Here is a 19,039-nt window from a genome sequence, read left to right on the forward strand (position 1 = left end):
GCCGCTCTTAACTCACCCCTTGCCGAAGCGGGAGTCTTAGAGCGGATTAGTCAGCGGATAAAGAAGACTTGATTCAGGCGGAGTTTTACTCCAACTGAATCCTAGTCGCCCTTATCCAGGGACTTAGCCGCTCTTGACTCACCGCTTGCCAAAGCGGGAGTCTTAGAGCGGATTAGTCATCGGATAAAATTTCGAACCTTTATTTAAGTTATTATGCATAAAACAATCGTTAAATAATCCTCTGGTTTGCCGTTTGTTTGGAGGAAATTAGAAAAAACCGCAGAATAGAATAGGTATTGGTCTAATCGTATGGTTTAATTGTATGGTTTAATGTGCTGCACTGAATATTGTAGGGGAGTGAGGAAAATGAATCAATCCCGGCTTGAGCGCCTTAACTCTTGGTTCGTGCACTACTCAAACGATTTTCTTTCCGGAGATCCCAAAACAGCTGCCAGTATTCAAGCCAAAATAGATCATACCTCTCGGGTTAGGGCCAATGCCCTGAATATTGCTGTTTCCCTCGATTTAAATTCCAATGATACCTGCATGGCAGAAGCTATTGGGCTGCTTCATGATGCGGGCCGGTTTGAACAATTCATGAAATACGGTACTTATAAAGATATTGTTTCGGAGGATCACGCTGAACTAGGACTGCGGGTCTTAGCTGTCAATCAGGTATTAAAAGAATTGACTGAGGAAGAGAAGACCATAGTTGAGACAGCGATAAGATGTCACAATAAATATTTGCTGCCTCGGGTCATCTCTGACAACTGTCTTGTATTTTGCAAGCTAATTCGCGATGCAGACAAACTGGACATATTCCAGCAGTTTGTCCAGGAGACGGCGCAAAATCCTGGGGACAAGGATGGCCATTCGCCGGAAGTAATAAAGTCGATTCTTGAAGGAAACGTAGTATCTTTCAGGATAGCTAAAACTGACGATGATATTAAGCTGATGAGAATGTCTTGGGTTTTGGATATTAATTATGATTTTACCTTAAAGAAGCTTATAGAGCAGCGTTTTTTGGAACGAATGGTTGAAACTATCGAACCTGCAGAGGATATTCAAAGGGTTTATGATTTCCTTAGAATTCATTTAAAAAGCAGGCTTGTCCAATAAAGCAAACTTGATTCAGGTGGAGTTTTTAACTCCATCTGAATCTTAGTCGCACTTATCCAGAGACTTAGCCGCTCTTAACTCACCGCTTGCCTCAATTAAAACAACCACAAGAGTAAAGATTCTTGCGGTTGTTTTAATTGAGTCCGATCTCATTTTAAAGAAGTACTTTAACAAATAAGAAGTTAAAGAGAAGCTATTGCTTGCCGTGTTTATAAACATGAATATCAGCGGTAAAAACTAAACCTTTTGGGGCTATCGCACAAATTTCCGGGATTAGAGGATCGATCTTTTCCGCGAGATCAACAACTTCCAGGATCATCGGCAAATCAGATGACAGCTCTAAGAGCCGGGCTGAATGGAGAACTTTGTCCGCGCCGTATCCTTCGATTCCTCGGCTCACCGTCACGCCGCCAATCCCTTTTTCTTTGAACCAATGGACCAAATGTTGATACAGGGGCTTGTTTTTGTAACGCTCGTTTTCACCCAGATAAACTTTAAGTAGTTTTGCTTTACCTAACATTGTACACGCCTCCTCCCAAATATTTTGGACTTAACCGGTAACCTTAACAATGGTCTTTTCGTTAGGAAACTAATAATTAAAAATGCATTACAGCATGCGGGCCAGACCTACTCCCAGAGCAACCCCGGTGAAGCCGATAACTATACTCAATAAAGTGTATAATCCTGCTGTAAGCAAACTTCCACCCTCAATTAACATGATAACCTCATAGCTAAAGGTCGAAAATGTGGTGTAAGCTCCAAGAAAGCCGATTCCGATACCTAAACGCCATAATGGGCTGATTGTCAGTTTTTCTATAAACAATATATTCAGGAATCCCAGTAAAAAAGCCCCGGTTATATTTATCAAGAAAGTACCTAAAGGGAACCCTTGGTTCCATTTGCTGGATACTAAAAGGCCGAGACCGTAGCGGGACAGTGCGCCTAAAGCACCTCCTAAAGCAATAACCAGTATACTTTGCATTTTTCCCCTCCTCTTTTTTGGAAAATTAAAGGCTCCTACTGAGATAGTTTCAGTAGGAGCCATCAGCATTATGCAAAAGCGAGCCCCATCGCAAGTTGGAAAAGGTTTGAAATTTAAAAGCTAACCAACTCACTTTTTATAATAACGAAAAAAGTATTTGAAAGCAATAGCATGCATGTCATCTTATAGCCAAATTTGAAAGGCTGAAATCGGGATCGGCTACGGCAAACAGGGCTGTTGTTCACACTCCGTAAAGCATAGGAATCTGTGGGAACAAGCAATTTATAGAAATGGAAATAGAATAAACTATGAACGACGAAAAAGGAGTTGCCGCTATGAAAAAGAAATCTAAAATAACCCGCAAACCAAGAACTCAAGTTTATTTCAATACAGGGACTCGCCCTCATAAGTCGCTCAAAGACTACACGCGCAAAAATAAGCATAAGGAAATAATTTCAGAAGATGGAGAACAGTCCTGACTGGCTGAGAGCATCGAGATGAAGGGAGGAAGAAATGTGTCCCTGAAGGCTATTCCCCAAGAAAAACTATGCAAGTCAGCCCTGAACAAAACGGGAATTCCAGGTTTTGCTTATTGTATGAATCCTTATGTAGGCTGCGTTCATGGCTGTGTATATTGCTACGCTTCTTTTATGTGCCGTTTTACGGGGCATCAGGAGAAGTGGGGCGAGTTTCTGGATGTGAAGATTAATTTTCCCGCAGTGTTAGCCAAACAGTTGAGTGGGCGCCGGGTTAAACCCGAAGGTAAGGTTTTGCTGGGCTCGGTAACGGATGCTTATCAGCCGGTTGAAGCCCGTTATGAAATTACCAGATCCAGCTTAAAGATTTTAGCTGATTACCAAATGCTCAAGGTTAACATCTTAACAAAATCAGCGTTAGTAGAGAGAGATATCGCGATTTTAAGACAGATGCCTTGCGAGGTTGGATTTACCATTACTTCTTTGGATTTAAAAACTGCTCAGGTATTCGAGCCAGGCGCTTCTTCGCCGCAACGGAGAGTCGATGCGCTCCGACAATTAATTAGGGCTGGAATTCCGGTGTGGGTTTTTATTGCCCCACTGTTGCCGGGGTTAGCGGATCGCGAGGAAGCCTTGTCTCAGTTGCTGCATACTCTTCACGAAGAAGGTGTGAGCGAAATTCTGGTAGATTTTCTTAATCCCTATCCTGCGGTTGTCCATCGCTTGAAAAGTGCCTATCGGCAGTTTTTCAACCCAAGCATGCCGGACTTAGAAGAATATCTGAGCAATCCGGGAGTTTACCGGGATAAAATCAAAAGCCGATTTCAGCAGATAAGTGAGTTTGTGGGGTGCCATCCTAATTTTATCTCGCTTTAAATTAACCGGTTGCTTGTCCTTGTATAGCAGGCAGCTTAGTATTCTGTTCTTTCAAAATTATTTGTTCGTATCTTGAGAGGAAAAGAGGAATCGGCGTTGAAAGGTTCTTATGATGATAGATGAGATGGGAGTGAGTTTTTATGAGCGATATTCCTTTTGGACCTGGCCCGATGGCCTTTGCCCACGGGGTAGTGGGCGGAATTTTTTCAATGCTGCTCGTATGGATTGTGGCGCTGTTCATACTTGGCGGCGTCCTAATGTGGCTGTGGAACATAACGTTAACGCGCATCTTTAATATCAGAGAAATTACCTACTGGGAAGCCTTCCGCTTGTTAATAATCGCGGCTATTCTGTTTGGCAAGTTAGGGTTTAACATGCAGTTGTAATGCCCCTTCTGAGAAGTCTCTCTTATAGGTGATAATTAAGAAAAACATTATTTTTTGCCTTTATTTTCCTACTAATCCTCTGGATATTCCCCAATGCGGAGGAGAACGTTTTCCAGATATAAAAGTTGTGATAAGATTAATCCAAATAAGGAAGCAAAACAAGGATTCTTACCGGGTATGGACTATTTCGAAAACAAATAAATTTAAGAGAGGGTGTCCAATGCCTACTAAAAGAGATGTAGAACGTACATTGGAAAACCGGGACTGGGAGCAACTTATAACCTGGGCCAAAGAGGACAGGAATGTTGTGAGACAGCTAGTGGCGCGGATTTATGTCAAGGATGGAATCGTTTTTTGGAGAGCCGTTGAAGCTCTGGGTGTTGTAACCCATGCTCTGGAACAGGAAGAAAAAAACATAGCGGTTGAACTTGTGCGCAGATATTTTTGGATGCTTAATGAGGAGTCGGGGGGAACGGCTTGGAATTCTTCGGAAGCTATAAGCAGTATTATTGCCCATTGTCCGGAATCCTGCGGGCATTTTAACTGGATGTTGTCGGATCTGCTGCAAGATGACAGCCTAAGAGAAGGAGCATTGTGGGGGTTCTGCCAAATTGCTCAGAATGCTCCGCATTTAGTAGAACCGCTGGAAGAACGAATAAACCCTTACCTGTCATCAAAAGAGCCCTTGCTCTTGGGGTTGGCAGCTTTAATTTATACTCTGATGCAATCATCGCAAGGAGTTTTCCCTCTTTACCGTGAAACAGGGCCCAAATGGCAAGTTCCCGAAACCATCGCTGCTTCATTGCAAAACGAGCGGAGCGTCATTGAAATTTATCAAGATGGCAGGTTTAAGAAGTATCCTGTCTCAGACCTTTGGAATGCTCCAATCATTTCGTTTTGGACGGAAAAGGTCATGATTAAGGATTTAGAGGTAGAGATGACCGTCGCCTCTTCGGCAAAGGGGCTTTGTTGGCTAAGCCTGGGTCCGGCTGAGGAAACGACGCTCCGGACCTGGACGTCGCGCTGCTTCCCTAAAGCGTTTGTCCTTCGGAAGCGGGAACCTAACAGTCAGGCGCTCCAGCAGGTGCAGGAATACTTAAAGGGTAAGCGTAAGGTGTTCACGATTCCCCTTCACTCTGTGGGGACACCTTTTCAGCGCAAAGTTTGGGCAGAACTCTGCCGTATTCCTTATGGAGAAACAAGAAACTACGGTGAACTGGCTGAGAACGTGGGAAACCCCAAGGCTCAAAGAGCGGTTGGCATGGCTAACCACCGCAATCCCCTGGGGATTGTAGTACCCTGTCATCGAGTAATAGGCAAAGATGGAAGTTTAACAGGGTATGCAGGAGGTCTAAATATTAAGCAAAGGCTTTTGGAGCTGGAGGGCGTTTTGGGATCTGCCGAAAAAAATAGCTGAAATATTTGCTTGCCAAATATTGAATTCCGGGAAAAATTAATTAAACTTGTGCGCTAAAAGGGGGTGTAAATTTATGAAAACGGAATTACCGTTCACTGGGGTAGAACATATCGGGATAAAAGCTTTAAATATGGAGAAAGCCCTTGACTTTTATAGAGAAGTCCTTGGTTTTAAGTTTCTCTATCAAATTAAACCGGGAGATGTAGAACTGGCTTTTTTAGAATTAGGTGGTACTGTCGTGGAATTGGTAGAGGTTATCGATGGGCGCCGGTTTGAGGATGGGGTTATCAATCATTTGGCTCTCCGTGTAACAGATATCTTTAAGGCCATAGACTATTTACAATCCCAGCAAGTAGAGATGCCCTCCTTAGAGCCAATGTCCTTAGGTGAAGGGCGGTATAATTTCTTCTTCCATGGGCCAAGCGGGGAAAAAATTGAGTTGTATCAAGGATAGGGAAAGGCCATGTGTCAGAGACATTTTAGGTCTCTGCCGATTTAATGCCAATATAGCTTCGCTAATTATGCACCGGATGCATCCTTAGCGAAGCTTTTTAGCTTGCGCTGCAAGGAAGTGTAAACTTTGTTGAATACTTTCTTTGAATCAGAAATTGACGTTCCAGGACAGTTTTTGTTATGCTAAGATCTGGTTGGAATTATTAATTTTTTGTAAAAGAGTGAAATTATAAGGTCATGGAGAAAAAACGCTATTATACTTTTAATGAACACTTGCGAGAAAAGTTCGGAGAGAAAGTTTTTAAGGTTTCCTTGGATGCCGGTTTTACGTGTCCGAATCGAGATGGGACATTGGGATGGGGAGGGTGTGCCTATTGCAGTGAGCGGGGATCGGGAGACTTTGCAGGGGAGCATGGGTCCCCTATAGAGGACCAGTTTGCTGTTGTAACGGAACGAATGAAGAGAAAATGGCCGGCGACCAAATACCTGGCGTATTTTCAAGCCTATACAAATACCTACGCTCCTGTGGAACGCCTGCGTGAAGTGTATGAGAAGGCCTTGGCGGAGGAAAATGTGGTTGGAATTTCTATTTCCACAAGACCGGATTGCTTAGCGGAGGATGTCTTGGCTTATTTGGAAGAGCTGAACCGCAGAACTTATTTATGGGTTGAACTGGGATTGCAAAGTATCCATGACCACACGATGGAGCGGATGGGCAGGGGACACAATTATGCGCAGTTTTGCCAGGGTCTTGAGCAACTGCGTTCAAGAGGGATTCGCGTTTGTGCTCATATTATCCTTGGTCTTCCGGGTGAAGTGCGGGAGGACATGATGGAAACTGCCCGGGCGGTGGCTAAGATGCCGTTGCAGGGAATCAAAATCCACTTGCTTCATCTGTTGAGTGGGACGCCTCTGGCGGAGATTTATAAATCTCATCCTTTTGAACTGATGACAAAAGAAGATTACGTTTCTCTTGTAGTCGACATTTTAGAGCTATTGCCTGCCGAAATGATTATCCATCGTTTAACCGGGGATGGTCCGCCCGCTGATTTGATAGGTCCTCTTTGGAGTCGCAAAAAATGGGAGGTGCTCAATGCTCTCGATGCTGAATTAAGGCGCAGGGATACATGGCAAGGGAAATTTTCATTTTAAGGAGGGTGCTCTTGCGACAGCAAAAAAAGTAACCCCGAAGGGTTACCTAGTGAAAGGGAGGAGAAAACGTCAAAATACTTAAGGCCTAAGAGTTGATCTGGAAAATTTGACAGGAAGCAATAAATTTTGATAGGTTTCTTTTAAGGGCTTAGCTTCCCTTAAAATAGGTTTATAACTGGGAGCTAAATCCAAGTAACGCTGCACATCTGAATTTGTTTCAATGATCCGTCGGAAGATTTGTTCATTGTTGAGACGTTCAGTCATGGCCTGATGCTCCTCTCATAAAAATATTTGTTAATTCTCAATACTTAAAGGTTTGAGGTTCCCGCTAAGGGGTTTCATAGGGAACGAGTTTCCCTTCCCACGTTTTTAAAACAGCCTGGTTTTCATCGAGCGATACCAGATATTGGGGTAGGATAGGTGTCTTGCCTCCGCCTTTAGGGGCGTTTATGATATAAGTTGGCACTGCAAGGCCTGAAGTATACCCCCGTAAATATTGCATTACGGCAAGTCCGTCTTGAATTCTCGGTACAAAATGCCGTGTTCCTTTTACGTTTTTGGCATGGAAGATATAGTAGGGACGTACTCTGATTTTAAGAAGTTCTTGGTTGAGCTTTTTCATGACCTCAGGCTGATGATTAACACCTTTGAGCAAAACTGCCTGATTCCCTAAAACCACTCCTGCCGCAATAAGTTTGTCAGCCGCCTTTTGAGCCGTTTCGGTGACTTCTTTAGGGTGGTTGAACTGAGTGTTAATATAGATCGGTGGATATTTAGCTAAGATAGAGCACAACTCGTCAGTAATGCGCATGGGTAAAGTAACAGGTACCCGCGTTCCGATTCGTTTGATTTCAACGTGGGGAATAGAATGCAGTTCACTCAGGAGCCAATCGAGGGTTTGGTCACTTAAGAGCAAAGCGTCTCCTCCGGTTACTAAGACATCTCTGATTTCCGGGTTAGCCCGAACATACTCAAGAGCGGCTTTAAGATCCGCTATTTTGGCATGGGAATCAGTTTCTCCAATATTTCGACGACGCTGGCAGTGGCGGCAGTACATGGCACACATGTTGGTGACGTTAATAATTAAGCGGTCCGGATAACGCCGGGTAATGCAAGGCGCGGGATTAGTAAGCGCTTCTCCCATGGGGTCCTCTTCCCCGAAATCATCGTCGAGCTCGGCCAGGGTCGGCAGTCCCTGAAGACAAATAGGATCAAGGGGGTCCGTAACCTCCATCAAGCTAAGATAATAAGGAGATATAGCCCAACGAAAGGTTTTTCCTATATGTTCAATGTCTGTGCATTGTTGAGGAGATAATTGCGGGAACAGAGTTTTTAAAGCATCGGCATTCGTAATACGGTGTTTCATTTGCCAATGCCAGTCTTCCCAATCTTGAGGGGTTGCATTAAAAAAATTCAAAATATTTTCTTGACGTTTGTGAAAAATATCAGCGTTAGAAAGTCCCGTAGAAATCGTTTTGCATTTCTCAAGATAGGGAGTAATCTTCTGCCTAAGCTCAGCTGCGCGTCGCAATGAAAGCTGGCGACTAGTATCTGGTGTATGATTCAGTTGAACCGCCATCAAGATTCCTCCTTGTAGTTTATTTTAAAGGAAATAAATTGTGTACATCACAACTAACAACCTAATAATATCAATTAAGTTGTTAGTTGTCAAGAGCATGATGCCTCACGAAGTTGGCTATGTTATAATAGATTAAATGGGGTAAGGGGTTGAAAAGAGTTGGAACAAGCTCGTTATCAGGAGATAGCTATTGATATAGCTCATGCGATCATGATGGGAGAATATCATGAAGGCGAAAAAATTCATGGTCGCTCTACGTTAGCGGGACGGTATAACGTATCTCCGGAAACAATACGCAGAGCAATTGCCATTTTGCAAAATGTTGGTGTGGTTATTGTCAGCCAAGGGGTAGGAATCAAGGTAACATCAAAAGCCATGGCGGAGAAATTTGTGAAATCTTTTGATCAAAAGGGTGAAATTCAAATCTTTCTCGAGGATCTTAAGAAACTGATGGATCAAAGGCGGGAAAACGATTTAAAAATAGAGAGTCATCTCAATAAGCTGCAGGGGTATGCGGACCGCATCATGTCTCGTTGGCTGGACGTCGGAGAAATTGAAATCGGCAAGAATTCACCGGCGATTGGCAAAACTTTGAGTGATTTGAGGATTCGTGAACGCACAGGGACAACGATTATCGCCGTAGTGCGCGACGGTGTGGAGCAGTTCTCGCCCGAAGCCGGTTTTGTCCTGCGTGGTGAGGATGTCTTATTAGTAGCGGGTTCGGCGGAAGGACAAATGCGTTTGCAGCAACTAATCTCATGATAATGGAGAAAAACATGTATCCTGGTATTGATATTATAGAAATTGAACGGATGGCAAATGCTTTAGAACGGCACCCCAGACTATTTGAACGGCTTTTCACAATCCGCGAGCGGGAAAACCTGACAGGCAAAGGGATGCAAAGCTATGCGGCACGCTTCGCGGGGAAGGAAGCCGTTCTGAAAACACTGGGAACGGGTTTGTGCGGGTTATCCTGGCATGACATAGAAATTATAGCTGCGCCAAGCGGAGAGCCTCTCGTTTTCCTTAGTTCCAAAGCAATGGCCCAGGCCCAAGCCAGAGGAGGTTCCCTGGTTCGTGTCAGCCTGACTCATGATCGCACACAAGCCGTAGCCTTCGCAATTTTAAGTTAAAGTGAATGGAAAGTGGGGTGGGAAACGTGCGCGTCGTTAATGCAGAGCAAATGCGCAAGATAGAAGAAAGGGCTATTCAGCAATACGGCATCCCAAGTTTGCTTCTTATGGAAAACGCGGCTTGGGCTGTTGCCGAGGAAATTCGCCGGGGTTTTGGCCCTAAAGAGGGGAATTTAAACGGCCTTAAAGCTGTGATCCTGGTGGGCAAAGGGAATAACGGGGGAGACGGGTTAGCAGTTGCCCGTCATTTGGTTTTTCAAGGCATGGATGTTTCGGTTTTATTGTTCGCCGCTGCCGAGGAGCTTAAAGGAGATGCGGCCTTGAATCTGCGCCTGTATCAAGGTACGACAGGCAAATGCTTTGTTATTGAAGGAGAGAAACAACGGCTCCTGGCACGGTTTGCCCTGGCCCAAGCCGATGTCATTGTGGATGCTCTTTATGGAATTGGCATGCGGGGGGCTTTGCCGAGTTTGATCGAAGAATATGTCAATGAAGTAAATAATGCCTCCGCCTGGGTGGTTTCTGTTGACATTCCCAGTGGGGTAGAGGCTAATACAGGGAAGGTATATCGCACCGCGATTCGAGCTCAAACGACAGTTACCTTTGGCCTGCCAAAGTGGGGTCTTTTTCTGGGTGAAGGTCCGAATTATTGCGGGCGAGTTGCAGTAGACCCGATTTCCATTCCGGAAGAGTTTCTTGAAGACGAAAGCATTTCTACATACGTTTTAACCGACGATAGAATTAGAGACACTCTTCCGGTACGCCATTTAAAAGGGCACAAAGGAACTCACGGCAAGGGAATTCTCGTTGCCGGTTCCAAGGGAATGAGCGGTGCGGCCAGTTTAGCCGGCCGGGGAGCTTTGCGCAGCGGTATTGGTTTATTACAAATTATCACCCCTCAAGGAATTGCCCAAGATGTGGATAGGAGCGTGACGGAGGCAACGGTTTGGTCCGCGCCGGGACAAGATTATCTTAATGAAGAGGCCTGGCCGGTGATATTGAGACAAGCGGAGAAGGCCCAAGCTCTGGCGATTGGGCCGGGGCTTGCGCAGAACCCGCAATTTGCCGGTGTGCTTGAGCAAGCTCTGAGGACCTTTAGCTTTCCAATTGTTTTAGATGCGGATGCCCTTAATCTGGTAGGCCAGGAATTAAGCTTACTGGAAGCAAGAAATGGACGGGGACCGTTAATCCTTACCCCTCACCCCGGTGAGATGGCTAGACTTTGTCAATGCAGCGTTGAAGATGTTGAGAGCAATCGGCTTGATTTAGCCTTGACAAAAGCCGTTGAGTGGGAAGCAGTCGTTGTGCTCAAGGGTTCTGTGACGATTGTTGCCTCACCGGATGGCCGGGCCTTTTTTAACCCAACCGGAAATCCGGGACTCGGTACAGGCGGAACAGGTGATGTCCTTACCGGGAGTATTCTCGCCTGGCTGGCTCAGGGAGTACCGCCGCTGGAAGCCGCCTGCCTGGGAGTTTACTTACATGGAAAATCTGCCGATGATCTCGCCAAAGACCATGGCTGGTCTGGGTTCCTGGCTTCTGAGGTAGCGGACCGTCTGCCCCTGGTGCGGCGTTCTTTGGAGCTGAAGCTGGGTTAAAGAAGAAAAGAGGAGGGAGAACTATGGAACGACAAGTTTGGGCCGAGGTGAATTTACAGGCCTTAAAAGAAAATTATTACAAGCTTCAGGCTTACACTCAAAGTGAAATGATGCCTATTGTCAAGGCGGACGCTTATGGGCACGGCATAGTCCCCGTTGTGAAGACACTCCTGGAGTGCGGAGCGAAACGCTTTGGAGTTGCCTTGCTGCAAGAGGCGTTAGAGCTAAAAACTGAGTTTCCTCAAATAAACGTTATGATTATCGGAGCCAGTGAAATTGACCAGTGGGATAGTGTGGTGCGGGAAGATATTGTGCCCTCGATTTTTCAACTGTCTCAGGCTCGTGCCCTCTCGGAAGCAGCTGTAAAATTTGGCCGCACGGCAAGACTACATATAAAAATTGACACTGGCATGGGTAGAATCGGGTTTCGTGATACGGATGTTTCCGAGATTATGAAAATAACAACGCTGCCCAATTTATTTATAGAAGGAATTTTTACTCACTTTGCCACATCTGATCAAAGAGATTTGACCTTTGCCCGTCAACAGCTTAAGCGCTTTCAAGTGCTCTGTGACAAGCTCAAAAAGGCCGGGCTTAAAATCCCGATCCGGCATGCCGCCAATAGCGCTGCGATTATTCAGTTCCCGGAGTCCCACTTTGAGCTTGTTCGTCCGGGCATAGGTTTGTACGGATTGGCGCCATCACCGCAAGTGGGATGCAATATCGGTTTAGAGCCTGTTATGTCTTGGAAAGCTAAGGTTGCTCATGTCAAAAAGATTAAAACAGGAGAAACTGTCAGCTATGGCCGTACCTTTCAGGCAGCCTACCCCACGACTGTTGCCACGATTCCCTTGGGGTATGCCGATGGCTTAAGGCGGGCGCTCTCTAACTATGGTGAGATGCTGGTTCACGGACGGCGCTCCACGATCATCGGACGGATTTGTATGGATCAAACCATGCTTGAGGTGACCAAAATTCCGGGAGTCCATATCGGAGATGTGGTTACGATTCTGGGGAAGGATGGCTACGAGCAAATTACGGCTACGGAAATGGCGGAATGGCTGGGAACTATCAGTTATGAAGTTATTTGTGGGATTTCCAAACGTGTCCCGCGGATTTATCTCGCCTCTGCCAAGGATGAGTAGACAACGGTTTGGGGCTAAGTCAATAATGGGGGAAGCAACAAATGGCAAGTAACAAACATAATACTTATAATACTTTGTTTCATTGGAATAGTTTTCGACTGCAATTAGTCTTTGAAGGAATTGGGATTGGTGTTATCACAGGTTTAGTCGTGGTATTATATCGTTTTATACTTGAAGAAGCAGGACTTTTGCTGACGCGAATCTACAATGCTTTAATGACAAAGCCTGCACTCATTCCTGTCTGGCTGGTAGTACTTGTTGTCTTAGGTTATATCGTGGGCCTGATGGTTAAAAACGAACCGATGATAAGCGGCAGCGGTATTCCCCAAGTGGAAGGAGTTCTTTTAAGAAAACTGTCTATGACTTGGTGGAAGGTTATTATCGGAAAATTTATCGGCGGGGTTTTAGCAATCGGAGCAGGACTGTCGATGGGACGCGAGGGTCCGTCCGTTCAATTGGGGGCAGCCGTCGGACAGGGTTTTAGCAGTGTGCTCAAACGGATTAAAATAGAAGAAAAGTATCTTATTACCAGCGGAGCGAGCGCGGGACTTGCGGCTGCTTTTGGTGCTCCGTTAGCGGGAGTCATGTTTGCCTTAGAAGAGGTTCACAAGAACTTCTCGCCTTTGGTATTGTGTTCGGCTCTGTCCGCCGCCTTGTCGGCAGATTTTGTAACCAATGAATTTTTGGGCATGAAGCCGGTTCTGAGTTTTGCCAATTTGCATGATTTCCCTTTGCGCTATTATTTCTTTATCATTTTATTAGGAATTATCATTGGCTTTTTGGGGGTTGTCTTTAATAAAACGCTTTTAAAAAGCCAGGATTTATACGCTCGGCAGCGCTGGCTGCCCAAAAAGTATTGGGTTATCCTGCCGCTGCTGATTTCTGTCCTCTTAGGTCTTTTCTTGCCTCAAGTTTTAGGCGGTGGCCATGAATTAATCGCTGCGCTCGTGACGGAAAAGAATTTTACCTTAAAGCTGCTCTTGCTGCTCATCTTAGCCAAGTTTTTTTTCACGATGGCCTGTTATGGGTCGGGAGCGCCGGGGGGGATTTTTCTGCCGCTTTTGGCCATAGGAGCCTTAATAGGTAATATCTATGGAATTGTTGTCGTTCATATGTTTCATTTGGACAGTACTTATATCAATAATTTCATAATACTGGCCATGGCCGGTTATTTCACTGCTATTGTCAGAGCTCCCATTACCGGGACGATTCTGATTACGGAGATGACAGGTTCATTTACGCACTTTCTCTCTTTGGCCTTAATCTCAATATCAGCCTATATAGTGGCCGACCTTTTAGGCTCCAAACCTATCTATGAGTCATTGCTGGAAAAAGTTCTCCATAGACAAGGCGAAGAGTCGGCAATTGGCAGTGAGAAGACTAAATCCATCCTGGAATTCGCTGTTTGCATGGGTTCAAAGTTAGATGGCAAACTAATCAAAGAGGTTGAATGGCCTTCTCATTGCCTGCTTGTTTCAGTCAAACGCGGTGAACGAGAAATTATTCCTAAAGGCGATACAATGATTTACCCTGGTGATTATTTGATTGTGCTTACCAATGACGATAGAGTATCTAAAATTAATGATGTTTTGTCAGAAATGGTTGGAAGCTGCGAAATCGGGCTGTCTTAGAATTAAAGAAAGGTTTAAGCAAGTAAAATAAAGCCATACTCAAACCTAACGGCTTACATCATAAGGGTGTGAGCCGTTTTGCTTTTTATCATCCAGAACTGCGCCCAATCAGGGCCGGCTTGAAAAGGCAAGTGAACTTGAGCGGAGATTGAATTTGAGAAACGGCAGCTATTGGCCTGTGGAAACTGAACTTTAGAAAAAATACATAATACATTTAGTTTTTTCGGTATTTCTGACCTCCTGAATATGTTAAAATTTAAATTACACTCCTAAGAGATAGTTATGTTTCCTTGCTTGGTTATGCAAAGATGTTTGTAGGATGGGAGCATTATGGATGAAGAGATAGCATTTTGCCAAGGGAAGCCTATAAAAAAATAGTATAAAGTAAAGAAAGCTGAGGTAGGATGGTGAAAAAGCTTAAAGAATACATTATTTTTTCATAGAATGAGTTATTCATTTCAAAAATTTGTGTTACAATGCCATCATACAAAATTGAAGTCCAACAAAGGGTGGGTATTATGCAAAATTACGGATTGCCGAAAAAACAGGGTCTTTACGATCCGGCATTAGAACATGATGCATGCGGTATGGGATTTGTTGTTAATATTAAGGGAGAGAAATCCCATGCCATAATAGATGAAGCTTTAACAGTTCTAGAAAACTTAAGCCACAGAGGGGCAAGCGGTGCCGATGAAAATACGGGTGACGGTGCCGGAATCACAGTTCAGATTCCTCATGATTTTTTCAAAAGGGAATGTGAGGTACTGGGTTTTGATTTGCCTGCCAAAGGCAGCTACGGCGTAGGTATGGTGTTTGCCCATAAATATGAGGATTTCAGAAAAATTCAAATAGAAACCTTTGAAAAAATCGTTGAGGAAGAGGGTCAGAGAATCTTAGGCTGGCGGGAAGTTCCTATCGATAAGACGACCATCGGTGAGGGAGCTAAGGCCGTAATGCCGAGATTTATTCAGGTTTTTATTGCCAAAGAGGCCGGTATTTCGGATGAAATGGATTTTGAAAGAAAGCTTTACATCATCAGAAAACGAGCGGAAAAGGTTATTGCTCCAATGTGTGAGGACAAGGGTGGCACATTCTATATTTCCAGCCTTTCTGCCAAAACGATCGTCTATAAAGGTATGCTGACGGCGGAACAACTTCGGAATTTCTATCTTGACCTTGCTGACCTTGATTTTGCCTCAGCACTGGCGATGGTTCATTCCAGGTTCAGCACCAATACCTTCCCAAGTTGGGAAAGAGCACATCCTAACCGCTATCTCGTGCACAACGGTGAAATCAATACTATCCGGGGAAATGTCAACTGGATGAAAGCGAGACAGAAATGTGTTGATTCACCGCTTTTTGACGATCTCTCCAAAGTTTTTCCTATTGTTGACGAGACCGGCAGTGATTCGGCCATGTTTGACAATAGCCTGGAGTTCCTTCACCTCACAGGGAGGTCTCTCCCTCATGCTGTCATGATGATGATCCCTGAGCCTTGGGAAAAAAATGAGCTGATGTCTAAAGAGAAAAGGGATTTTTACCGCTTTAATGACTTTTTAATGGAACCTTGGGATGGACCGGCGGCCATGGCTTTCACAGACGGCGTGGTTATCGGTGGAGTGCTGGACAGAAACGGACTCCGGCCCTCCCGTTATTATGTGACAAAAGATGACAAGGTCGTTCTGGCTTCGGAAGTCGGAGTTATTGATATCAAGCCTGAAAATGTAAAATACAAAGGCCGGTTGGAACCGGGCAAAATGCTGCTTATCGATACGGCAGCCAAGAGAATTATTTCCGATGAGGAAATCAAGCAAAGTGTAGCTCGCTTGCACGCCTATGCAGAATGGAACAAGCGGCATATCGTCAATCTCAGCGACTTGCCTGTTGAGAATCTGCAAGAAGAGAATGTCCCTGCAGACCTGGTCAAGCAGCAGAAAGCCTTCGGCTATACCTTTGAGGATATCACCAAAACAATTCAGCCTATGGCCATACAGGGTGTTGACCCGGTTGGAGCCATGGGTATGGATTCGCCTCTGGCCGTTTTATCAGAGAAACCTCAAATGCTTTATCTTTATTTCAAGCAGCTCTTTGCCCAAGTTACTAATCCTCCTATCGACGGCATAAGAGAAGAAATCATCACTTCCGGCAGCATACTTCTCGGGGATACGGGAAATTTGCTCGATCCGGATCAGAGAAACTCTGCCAGTCTGTCTTTGGAGCATCCGATTTTAACGAATGAACAGCTTCATACGATTAAACATCTCAATAATGATAAGTTAAAAGCGGTCACCATATCCATACTCTATAAAGTTTCCGCAGGGCCTAAAGCCATGGAGAAGGCTTTGGACAAAGTATTCCGCAAGGCGGACCAAGCGATCAGCGAAGGCGCCAATGTCATCATCCTCTCCGACCGGGGAGTCAACAAAGAACTGGCAGCTATCCCCGCTCTCTTAGCCTCCTCAGGGCTCCATCATCATATGATTCGCAGAGAAATCAGAACTAATATCGGCATTGTCCTGGAATCAGGAGAACCCAGAGAGGTGCATCATTTCTGTGCTCTTATTGGCTACGGCGTCACGGCAATTAATCCGTATCTGGCCTATGAAACTCTCAAAGATCTTGCTGAAAGAGGATTGCTGGACGGGTTAACTTATGAAGAGGCTAAAAAGAACTTTATTAAAGCTTCCGTGAAAGGTATTCTTAAAGTACTCACTAAGATGGGAATTTCGACCATGCGCAGTTATCACGGATCTCAAATTTTTGAGGCTGTAGGACTCAGGAAAGACCTCATCGAGAAGTATTTCACCATGACGCCTTCCAGAGTGGAAGGGATTGGGCTTGAAGAAATAGCAATAGAAAATCAAATGCGCCATGAAAGTGCTTATCTCGAAAACTCGCCCTATACGGATACACTGGAAGTTGGCGGTTACTTCCAGTGTAAGGATGACGGGGAGATCCACCTCTATAATCCGGAAACCATCTATATGCTGCAGAAGGCCTGCCGGGAAGGGAACTACTCTCTTTATAGGGAGTTTTCCAAAAAGATCAACGAAGAAGCGGTCTATACGTTAAGGAACCTTCTTGATTTTAAAGTCAATGCGGGAGATACAATTCCTGTCGAAGAAGTGGAATCCATTGATTCGATTGTCAAACGGTTTAAAACCGGGGCAATGTCCTACGGTTCCATCAGCAAAGAAGCTCACGAATGCCTGGCTATTGCCATGAATAGGTTGGGCGGCAAGAGCAATACCGGTGAAGGCGGAGAGGACATCGAGCGGTTTACGGTGATGGACAACGGCGACACCAAGAACAGTGCTATCAAACAAGTGGCCTCGGGACGTTTTGGCGTGACCAGCAACTACTTGGTGAATGCCAAAGAAATCCAAATAAAAATGGCTCAAGGTGCAAAACCGGGTGAAGGCGGTCAGCTTCCGGGACGCAAAGTTTATCCGGAAATTGCTAAAGTTAGGCACTCCACGCCGGGTGTTGATCTGATTTCTCCTCCTCCGCATCATGATATTTATTCGATTGAGGATTTGGCGGAGCTGATCCATGATCTGAAGAATGCCAATAAGGATGCCCGGATCAGTGTCAAGCTTGTTTCCGAAGTTGGGGTGGGAACAATTGCCGCCGGTGTAGCCAAAGGAAAAGCGGATGTCATCCTGATCAGCGGTTATGATGGCGGAACCGGGGCGTCCCCAAGGACCAGCATTAAAAATGCCGGCCTTCCCTGGGAACTGGGGCTTGCCGAAACCCATCAAACTTTGGTTCTCAATAAATTAAGGGACAGAGTGATAGTTGAAACCGACGGGAAACTGCTTTCAGGCAGGGATGTTGTAATAGCAGCTATGCTGGGGGCTGAAGAATATGGGTTTGCCACAACTCCTCTTATCGCTATCGGATGTGTCATGATGAGGGTTTGTAACCTTAATACCTGTCCGGTGGGAATAGCGACTCAAGATCAAACTTTGAGGAAAAACTTTAAAGGGAAACCTGAGTACGTTGAAAACTTCATGCGTTTTGTAGCCCAGGAAATGCGGGAGATTATGGCTAAACTGGGATTCAGGACCGTCGACGAAATGGTTGGACGTACAGATAAACTGAAAACCAAAGAGGGGATAAAAAATTGGAAAGCCTCCAATCTTGATCTGTCCCAGATTCTTTATCAGCCCTATGCCGGTGCTGATGTTGGCCGGTTTAACGCTCAAGCACAGAACCATATGCTGGAAAAATCATTGGATATGAAAAAACTGCTCAGGATGTGCAAGCCGGCTCTGGATAACCGGAAGTCTATTCGAGCTAAGCTGAAAATCAATAATGTTGACCGGGTTGTCGGAACTATCGTAGGCAGCGAAATTTCCAAGAGATACGGTGAAAACGGACTCGCGGAAGACACCATTAAACTGACCTTTGTCGGTTCGGCCGGACAGAGTTTTGGGGCTTTTATTCCTAAGGGGATGTCACTTGAGCTTGAGGGAGATGCCAACGATTACTTGGGGAAAGGACTTTCCGGCGGTAAGATTGTCGTCTATCCCCCCAGGACTGCTGATTTTGAGCCTGAGAAAAACATTCTCATTGGAAACGTCGCTTTCTACGGCGCGACGTCGGGAGAAGCTTATATCAATGGAATTGCCGGAGAACGGTTCTGTGTGAGAAACAGCGGGGTTAAAGCGGTTGTAGAGGGCGTGGGTGACCATGGCTGTGAATATATGACAGGCGGCAAAGCGGTTATCTTAGGTAAAACAGGAAGAAATTTTGCGGCGGGAATGTCGGGCGGAGTGGCATATATTTTAGATTTTGACGAAATATACTGCAATAAATCAATGGTACTCCTGGAAAAAATCACATCCGCCGAGGAAATGAATGAAATTAAGGGTATGATTGAAAAACATGTGGAGTATACCGGCAGTCCGCAAGGCCAGAGGATTCTTGACGATTGGGCCGGTTATGCGGTGAGATTCACCAAAGTAATACCTAAAGATTATAAACGTATGCTTGAAAACATTGATAGGGCCCATAAGGCAGGGCTGAGCGGTGGAGAGGCCTTAATGGTCGCCTTTGAAGAACATTTTAAAAATTAAAGGACAATAGG

The 19,039-nt window shown here is 45.1% G+C and carries 17 protein-coding genes; 13 read left to right on the top strand and 4 right to left on the bottom strand.

The annotated features are described in order from the left end of the window. The first annotated feature begins 366 nt into the window (after window positions 1-366). Window positions 367-1,119 carry an HD domain-containing protein gene (locus REC12_RS05740; RefSeq protein WP_308892860.1) on the top strand — a complete coding sequence of 251 codons (753 nt, stop codon included), beginning with the start codon at window positions 367-369 and terminating at the stop codon, window positions 1,117-1,119. A gap of 193 nt (window positions 1,120-1,312) precedes the next feature. Here the strand turns inward: REC12_RS05740 and REC12_RS05745 are convergent, their stop codons facing one another. After that, window positions 1,313-1,639, bottom strand: coding sequence for a DUF190 domain-containing protein (locus REC12_RS05745; RefSeq protein ID WP_308892861.1), 327 nt, complete (start codon window positions 1,637-1,639; stop codon window positions 1,313-1,315). An 87-nt stretch (window positions 1,640-1,726) separates the two neighbouring features. After that, window positions 1,727-2,101 (bottom strand): fluoride efflux transporter CrcB, encoded by a 375-nt coding sequence (gene crcB / locus REC12_RS05750; RefSeq protein ID WP_308892862.1) that lies wholly within the window; start codon window positions 2,099-2,101, stop codon window positions 1,727-1,729. 335 nt (window positions 2,102-2,436) lie between these two features. On the opposite strand from crcB, the gene REC12_RS05755 reads away from it, so the two are divergent. The 6 genes from REC12_RS05755 to mnmL all read left to right on the top strand — a co-directional run bounded on the left by REC12_RS05755 (window position 2,437) and on the right by mnmL (window position 6,861). Next, window positions 2,437-2,580, top strand: coding sequence for a hypothetical protein (locus REC12_RS05755; protein WP_308892863.1), 144 nt, complete (start codon window positions 2,437-2,439; stop codon window positions 2,578-2,580). A 36-nt stretch (window positions 2,581-2,616) separates the two neighbouring features. Then, entirely contained in the window at window positions 2,617-3,453 is an 837-nt protein-coding gene (locus tag REC12_RS05760) for an SPL family radical SAM protein (protein WP_308892864.1), read from the top strand. A 140-nt stretch (window positions 3,454-3,593) separates the two neighbouring features. Beyond that, window positions 3,594-3,839: a hypothetical protein gene (locus REC12_RS05765; RefSeq protein ID WP_308892865.1), complete on the top strand. Its 246-nt coding sequence runs from the start codon at window positions 3,594-3,596 to the stop codon at window positions 3,837-3,839. A 220-nt stretch (window positions 3,840-4,059) separates the two neighbouring features. After that, the gene (locus REC12_RS05770) at window positions 4,060-5,256 is read left to right on the top strand and encodes a DVU0298 family protein (protein ID WP_308892866.1); all 1,197 of its coding nucleotides are present in this window, start codon (window positions 4,060-4,062) and stop codon (window positions 5,254-5,256) included. Window positions 5,257-5,329: 73 nt separating this feature from the next. Next, window positions 5,330-5,710: a VOC family protein gene (locus REC12_RS05775; protein ID WP_308892867.1), complete on the top strand. Its 381-nt coding sequence runs from the start codon at window positions 5,330-5,332 to the stop codon at window positions 5,708-5,710. 236 nt (window positions 5,711-5,946) lie between these two features. After that, window positions 5,947-6,861, top strand: coding sequence for a tRNA modification radical SAM protein MnmL/YtqA (gene mnmL / locus REC12_RS05780; RefSeq protein ID WP_308892868.1), 915 nt, complete (start codon window positions 5,947-5,949; stop codon window positions 6,859-6,861). A 78-nt stretch (window positions 6,862-6,939) separates the two neighbouring features. Here mnmL and REC12_RS05785 read toward each other — a convergent pair whose 3' ends face one another. Both REC12_RS05785 and eam read right to left on the bottom strand, forming a co-directional pair. Continuing rightward, a complete protein-coding gene (locus REC12_RS05785; protein WP_308892869.1) occupies window positions 6,940-7,125 on the bottom strand; it encodes a hypothetical protein in 186 nt (61 codons plus the stop codon). A 64-nt stretch (window positions 7,126-7,189) separates the two neighbouring features. Next, window positions 7,190-8,440, bottom strand: a complete 1,251-nt coding sequence (gene eam / locus REC12_RS05790; protein ID WP_308892870.1) for a glutamate 2,3-aminomutase — start codon at window positions 8,438-8,440, stop codon at window positions 7,190-7,192. A gap of 159 nt (window positions 8,441-8,599) precedes the next feature. Here eam and REC12_RS05795 point away from each other — a divergent pair, with 159 nt between their 5' ends. The 6 genes from REC12_RS05795 (at window position 8,600) to gltB (ending at window position 19,028) form a co-directional block, all read left to right on the top strand. Continuing rightward, the gene (locus REC12_RS05795) at window positions 8,600-9,202 is read left to right on the top strand and encodes a GntR family transcriptional regulator (protein ID WP_308892871.1); all 603 of its coding nucleotides are present in this window, start codon (window positions 8,600-8,602) and stop codon (window positions 9,200-9,202) included. Window positions 9,203-9,216: 14 nt separating this feature from the next. Beyond that, complete coding sequence (locus REC12_RS05800; protein WP_308892872.1) at window positions 9,217-9,573, top strand: holo-ACP synthase; 357 nt, start codon at window positions 9,217-9,219, stop codon at window positions 9,571-9,573. Window positions 9,574-9,599: 26 nt separating this feature from the next. Next, a complete protein-coding gene (locus REC12_RS05805; protein WP_308892873.1) occupies window positions 9,600-11,171 on the top strand; it encodes an NAD(P)H-hydrate dehydratase in 1,572 nt (523 codons plus the stop codon). Between the two features lie 23 nt (window positions 11,172-11,194). Next, the gene (gene alr, locus REC12_RS05810; RefSeq protein ID WP_308892874.1) at window positions 11,195-12,316 is read left to right on the top strand and encodes an alanine racemase; all 1,122 of its coding nucleotides are present in this window, start codon (window positions 11,195-11,197) and stop codon (window positions 12,314-12,316) included. A 41-nt stretch (window positions 12,317-12,357) separates the two neighbouring features. Further along, window positions 12,358-13,947: a H(+)/Cl(-) exchange transporter ClcA gene (gene clcA, locus REC12_RS05815; RefSeq protein ID WP_308892875.1), complete on the top strand. Its 1,590-nt coding sequence runs from the start codon at window positions 12,358-12,360 to the stop codon at window positions 13,945-13,947. A 518-nt stretch (window positions 13,948-14,465) separates the two neighbouring features. Further along, window positions 14,466-19,028 (top strand): glutamate synthase large subunit, encoded by a 4,563-nt coding sequence (gene gltB, locus REC12_RS05820; RefSeq protein WP_308892876.1) that lies wholly within the window; start codon window positions 14,466-14,468, stop codon window positions 19,026-19,028. Window positions 19,029-19,039: the final 11 nt, after the last annotated feature.

The organism is Candidatus Desulfosporosinus nitrosoreducens, from assembly GCF_030954495.1.
Lineage (GTDB): Bacteria > Bacillota > Desulfitobacteriia > Desulfitobacteriales > Desulfitobacteriaceae > Desulfosporosinus > Desulfosporosinus nitrosoreducens.

Coding starts and splice junctions, on each gene's coding strand:
- clcA (WP_308892875.1), top strand. CDS start 12,358: ATGGCAAGTAACAAACATAATACTTATAATACTTTGTTTCATTGGAAT.
- REC12_RS05755 (WP_308892863.1), top strand. CDS start 2,437: ATGAAAAAGAAATCTAAAATAACCCGCAAACCAAGAACTCAAGTTTAT.
- mnmL (WP_308892868.1), top strand. CDS start 5,947: ATGGAGAAAAAACGCTATTATACTTTTAATGAACACTTGCGAGAAAAG.
- REC12_RS05775 (WP_308892867.1), top strand. CDS start 5,330: ATGAAAACGGAATTACCGTTCACTGGGGTAGAACATATCGGGATAAAA.
- REC12_RS05745 (WP_308892861.1), bottom strand. CDS start 1,639: ATGTTAGGTAAAGCAAAACTACTTAAAGTTTATCTGGGTGAAAACGAG.
- alr (WP_308892874.1), top strand. CDS start 11,195: ATGGAACGACAAGTTTGGGCCGAGGTGAATTTACAGGCCTTAAAAGAA.
- crcB (WP_308892862.1), bottom strand. CDS start 2,101: ATGCAAAGTATACTGGTTATTGCTTTAGGAGGTGCTTTAGGCGCACTG.
- REC12_RS05770 (WP_308892866.1), top strand. CDS start 4,060: ATGCCTACTAAAAGAGATGTAGAACGTACATTGGAAAACCGGGACTGG.
- REC12_RS05765 (WP_308892865.1), top strand. CDS start 3,594: ATGAGCGATATTCCTTTTGGACCTGGCCCGATGGCCTTTGCCCACGGG.
- eam (WP_308892870.1), bottom strand. CDS start 8,440: ATGGCGGTTCAACTGAATCATACACCAGATACTAGTCGCCAGCTTTCA.
- REC12_RS05740 (WP_308892860.1), top strand. CDS start 367: ATGAATCAATCCCGGCTTGAGCGCCTTAACTCTTGGTTCGTGCACTAC.
- gltB (WP_308892876.1), top strand. CDS start 14,466: ATGCAAAATTACGGATTGCCGAAAAAACAGGGTCTTTACGATCCGGCA.
- REC12_RS05785 (WP_308892869.1), bottom strand. CDS start 7,125: ATGACTGAACGTCTCAACAATGAACAAATCTTCCGACGGATCATTGAA.
- REC12_RS05800 (WP_308892872.1), top strand. CDS start 9,217: ATGTATCCTGGTATTGATATTATAGAAATTGAACGGATGGCAAATGCT.